General features: G+C 64.7%; 7 protein-coding genes. 1 reads left to right on the top strand and 6 read right to left on the bottom strand.

Annotated elements, in window-relative coordinates; translation table 11 throughout:
* Positions 1 to 201: 201 nt before the first annotated feature.
* Positions 202 to 1383 (top strand): tyrosine-type recombinase/integrase, encoded by a 1182-nt coding sequence (locus ACFPMG_RS23780; RefSeq protein ID WP_376997697.1) that lies wholly within the window; start codon positions 202 to 204, stop codon positions 1381 to 1383.
* Here the strand turns inward: ACFPMG_RS23780 and ACFPMG_RS23785 are convergent.
* From ACFPMG_RS23785 to ACFPMG_RS23810, 6 genes are all read right to left on the bottom strand, one after another.
* Positions 1307 to 1570, bottom strand: coding sequence for a pyocin activator PrtN family protein (locus ACFPMG_RS23785; RefSeq protein ID WP_376997698.1), 264 nt, complete (start codon positions 1568 to 1570; stop codon positions 1307 to 1309). The two genes, ACFPMG_RS23780 and ACFPMG_RS23785, sit on opposite strands and share 77 nt — an antisense overlap.
* A gap of 66 nt (positions 1571 to 1636) precedes the next feature.
* Positions 1637 to 1897, bottom strand: a complete 261-nt coding sequence (locus ACFPMG_RS23790) for a hypothetical protein (RefSeq protein ID WP_376997699.1) — start codon at positions 1895 to 1897, stop codon at positions 1637 to 1639.
* A gap of 28 nt (positions 1898 to 1925) precedes the next feature.
* Positions 1926 to 2234, bottom strand: a complete 309-nt coding sequence (locus tag ACFPMG_RS23795) for a hypothetical protein (protein ID WP_376997700.1) — start codon at positions 2232 to 2234, stop codon at positions 1926 to 1928.
* Positions 2231 to 2407, bottom strand: a complete 177-nt coding sequence (locus tag ACFPMG_RS23800; RefSeq protein ID WP_376997701.1) for a hypothetical protein — start codon at positions 2405 to 2407, stop codon at positions 2231 to 2233. Before ACFPMG_RS23800 ends, ACFPMG_RS23795 begins: the two co-directional genes overlap by 4 nt.
* The gene (locus ACFPMG_RS23805) at positions 2400 to 2711 is read right to left on the bottom strand and encodes a hypothetical protein (protein ID WP_376997702.1); all 312 of its coding nucleotides are present in this window, start codon (positions 2709 to 2711) and stop codon (positions 2400 to 2402) included. The genes ACFPMG_RS23800 and ACFPMG_RS23805 overlap by 8 nt, the downstream gene beginning before the upstream one ends.
* Positions 2704 to 3439 (bottom strand): hypothetical protein (locus ACFPMG_RS23810; RefSeq protein ID WP_376997703.1); only part of this gene is annotated, 736 nt, incomplete at its 5' end. The genes ACFPMG_RS23805 and ACFPMG_RS23810, both read right to left, overlap by 8 nt.

The raw sequence follows: 3439 nt of genomic DNA on the forward strand, positions 1-3439 counted from the left end.
TCCATCATCGGGGCTATGCTCAGCGGGATCGCTTGTGATATCAACTGCCTAGGCTCCATTGCGCCGGTCATCCCGGCTTTCCTCGCTCTCGTATTGACCAACATTTTCCGCCATTTTCCAACATTCCGTTGACGCTCTGCCAACAATGTTGTCACCTCGCGCCCATGTTGTCAGGAAATGTTGTCAGGGGGCGGTGGCGGCATGGGAGCGATCATAGAGCGCACAAGGAAGGGTGGGGGGAAGTCCTATCTTGCGCAGGTGAAGATCGTCCGAGAAGGCAAGGTTGTCCACCGCGAAAATAGGACGTTCGAGCGGCGGCAGGCCGCAGCGGCGTGGCTGGAAAAGCGGGAGTCCGAGCTTCGGTCGCCCGGCGGCCTGGAGCGGGCCAAGTCCGACGATCCCACGCTCGCCATGGTGATCCGGCAGTACATCACGGAGTCGACCAAGGCGCTTGGTCGGACGAAGGCGCAAGTCCTGCGCACGATCCAAGGCTACGCCATCGCGGACAAAGCCATATCGACCATCACCAGCGCCGATCTGGTGGCGATGCTGCGCGCGGACCTCAAGGACGTGACGCCGGCCACCAGGGGGAACTACCTCGCTCACCTATCATCGATCTTCGCCGTTGCCCGGCCTGCCTGGGGCTATGCGGTGGATCACCAGACCATCAAGGACGCGGCGGCGAGCGCAAAGCGCCTTGGTCTGATCGGAAAGCCGCAGAGCCGGGAGCGGCGTCCGTCGCTGGACGAGCTGGACCTGATCCTCAGCTACTTCAAGGACCGGGAGCGCCGCCGGCCCTACATGGTCCCGATGACGCGGATCATCCTGTTCTCTCTGTTCTCTGCCCGCCGGCAGGAGGAGATCGTCCGCATCCGCTGGCCCGATCTAGACGAGGCCAACAAGCGGGTGCTGGTCCGTGACATGAAAAATCCCGGCGAGAAGGCCGGGAACAACGTGTGGTGCGATCTTCCCGAACCGGCGCTCAAGATCATCCTTGGCATGCCAAAGCCGAAGGAGGGCGCAGCGGATGACCGGATCTTCCCCTATACCACCGACGCCGTAAGCGCCAACTTCGCGCGGGCCTGCAAGTGGCTCGGGATCGAAGACCTGACATTTCACGACATGCGCCACGAGGGAGCGTCACGGCTCTTTGAGATGGGCCTGAACATCCCCCACGTTGCGGCGGTGACCGGTCATCGGTCGTGGTCAAGTTTGAAGCGGTACACGCACATCAGAAGCTCAGGTGACAAGTACGAATGCTGGAAGTGGCTGAAGCTGGCCGATGAGCCGTACCAGCCTGGAAAGGTCAGGACGCCAAAGCCTTCCACTCCTTCTCCGCCGCGCTCTTCCGCTCGTCGATCCAAGCCGCCAGATGCTCGATAGCAACACCGCGCGCTGTCTTCTGGCTAGTCGGGTCGATGCGGACGATGGGCAGGTTGATCTTGCCGGACAAGACGCGCTCCATGAGCCGCTGTTCCGAAAGATGCGGGAAGTAGTCTTTGCGCACCCTTTCCAAAGGAATGATCGCAAGGCCGTCGTACTGCGCCGCGAGAAGAAGCTGAGTGTTCATTTCGTCAATGCCCCCGTTGCGTGCCCATTATACTCGAAAGCTATCAGTCAGTCTTCCGCCATCGCGTCACGTCCTCTTCCCCGCCAGCGTTTCCGAGACGCGCCCGATGGTGGTTCCGCAGGCCTCCGCTATCTCGTGATAGCTCTCGTTCGGGTGTGCGGCGTGATACGAGATGATGTCGGCTGCGGCTCCGCCTCCTCTCCGTCTCGGTGGCGTCCGCTGTACCGGCTGTCGTCGATGAAGCTCTCTCTTCCACTCGCGGATCGACCGGGCGATTTCGGCGTTCGTCAGCGCGCCGGCCTCCACTTGGTCGGCGACCGTGTCCATGACGCCGCGAAGTTCTGGAATGCGCATCCTACTCCCCTCCCTGCGCTGCGCCGACCATGACGCACAGGCCAAGCCCGCAGCGCCGCAGCGCGTTGTTGGCGACGTCCCCGGCGCCGAGAAGGACGATGCCGGTTCCGGGCGAACTGCCGACCGAGCCATCCGGCCGGATGAACTTCGTCTTGCCCCGCGGGAACAGCATCGTGTCAGCCTTCACCGCCCATTCGTGGAACCAGCCGGCGCTGGTGCGGGCTGCAACGAGCGCGATGCCGTTGCCGTGCTCCAGGAACTTCTTGAGCCACGGCACATGTCCGTTGCGGCCTCCGAAAGGCGGGTTCATCCACACGAGGCCGTGCCAGGGCCGGGAAAGCCCGTCATCGGCTTGAGTGTAGACCCGGCGGGCCGGGACCCAATGCTCGGGTCCAGGTCGAACGTCAGCCCCAGCGCGGCGAAGATTTCCGGCGGCGTGTACCAGTCGTCGGACTGGCCGATGCAGGGCTCGTGCTCAGCCACGGTCGCCTCCCTGCGCTTCCCGGTGATGTGAGAGGGCGGCGCTGACCGGGTCAGCAAGCCATCCCCCGATGCGCTCCGCCGGCTCCGCGGGGATGACGAAATCGCAGTCGCCGCACGCGCAGAACTCGGCGCCTTGGCAATGGCGGCAGACCTTAGCGTATCGGATGCCCGACCAGCCGTCCGCGGGGAGCGCGCGGAACGTCACGGCAAGGTAGCGGTCCCCGGCGCTGATGGCGTGTCCGCAGAGATAGCAGTGGTGGTCCTGCCGGGCGACGTGATGCTCCTGCTTGATCGGCTTAGCCATTGCTCACCTCCGTCTCGGTGGTCAGGAGGCCTGGCCGATAGGCGTCCATCTGGTCGGCGAGTTTGCGGGCCTCGGCGGTCTTCGCCGATGGGCCACGCCGCAGCGCTCGCGAGTCTGCCCAATAACGGACTGCCCCTGCGGCGTCTTCATCCCGCCCCAGCAGCACGAAGAACGGCTCCCCGTCCTTCAGCTTCTCCAGGCACGGGTTCCAGGGTGCCAGGATGCGGCGGTCCTGCGACGGCTGGGCGGGAGACAGGGCGGCCACCAACTCGCTGTGGCAGTTTCGGCGGGCGGCATCCATGACTTCATCGGGGAGTGAGCCGGTTGCGCCATCGGCGATCCACCGCTTGAGGCCGGTCGCGATGAACGCGTGATACCCGTCCGCAGAAATTCCCCACTGCGCGGCGAGGCGCAGCACGGCGCGCATTCCGGCCTCTCGCGCCTGGGATGCTGAGAGGGCGGCCTTCGTGTCGGCAAGCTCCTTGTGCAGCGCCCGTGCCGCCGGGATGAAGTCGCGCTGTTCGCCGTTCGGGTTGATGGCCTTGTCCATCGCTTCGGATGCGCGCAGCCGCCCTTCCAGCCCCGTGCGGATCGTCTCCTTCAGCGTCTCGACCTCGCCGGCCAGGAAGTCCCGCTCGGCCTCCGCCTGGGTGGCGCGGGCCTCGGCGGCTCGCTGTGCTTCCTCCATCTCCTCCTTTTCGTGGTCATCGATGATGGATGAGCCAAGA

It is taken from the genome of Azospirillum himalayense (genome assembly GCF_042657465.1).
GTDB lineage: Bacteria > Pseudomonadota > Alphaproteobacteria > Azospirillales > Azospirillaceae > Azospirillum > Azospirillum himalayense.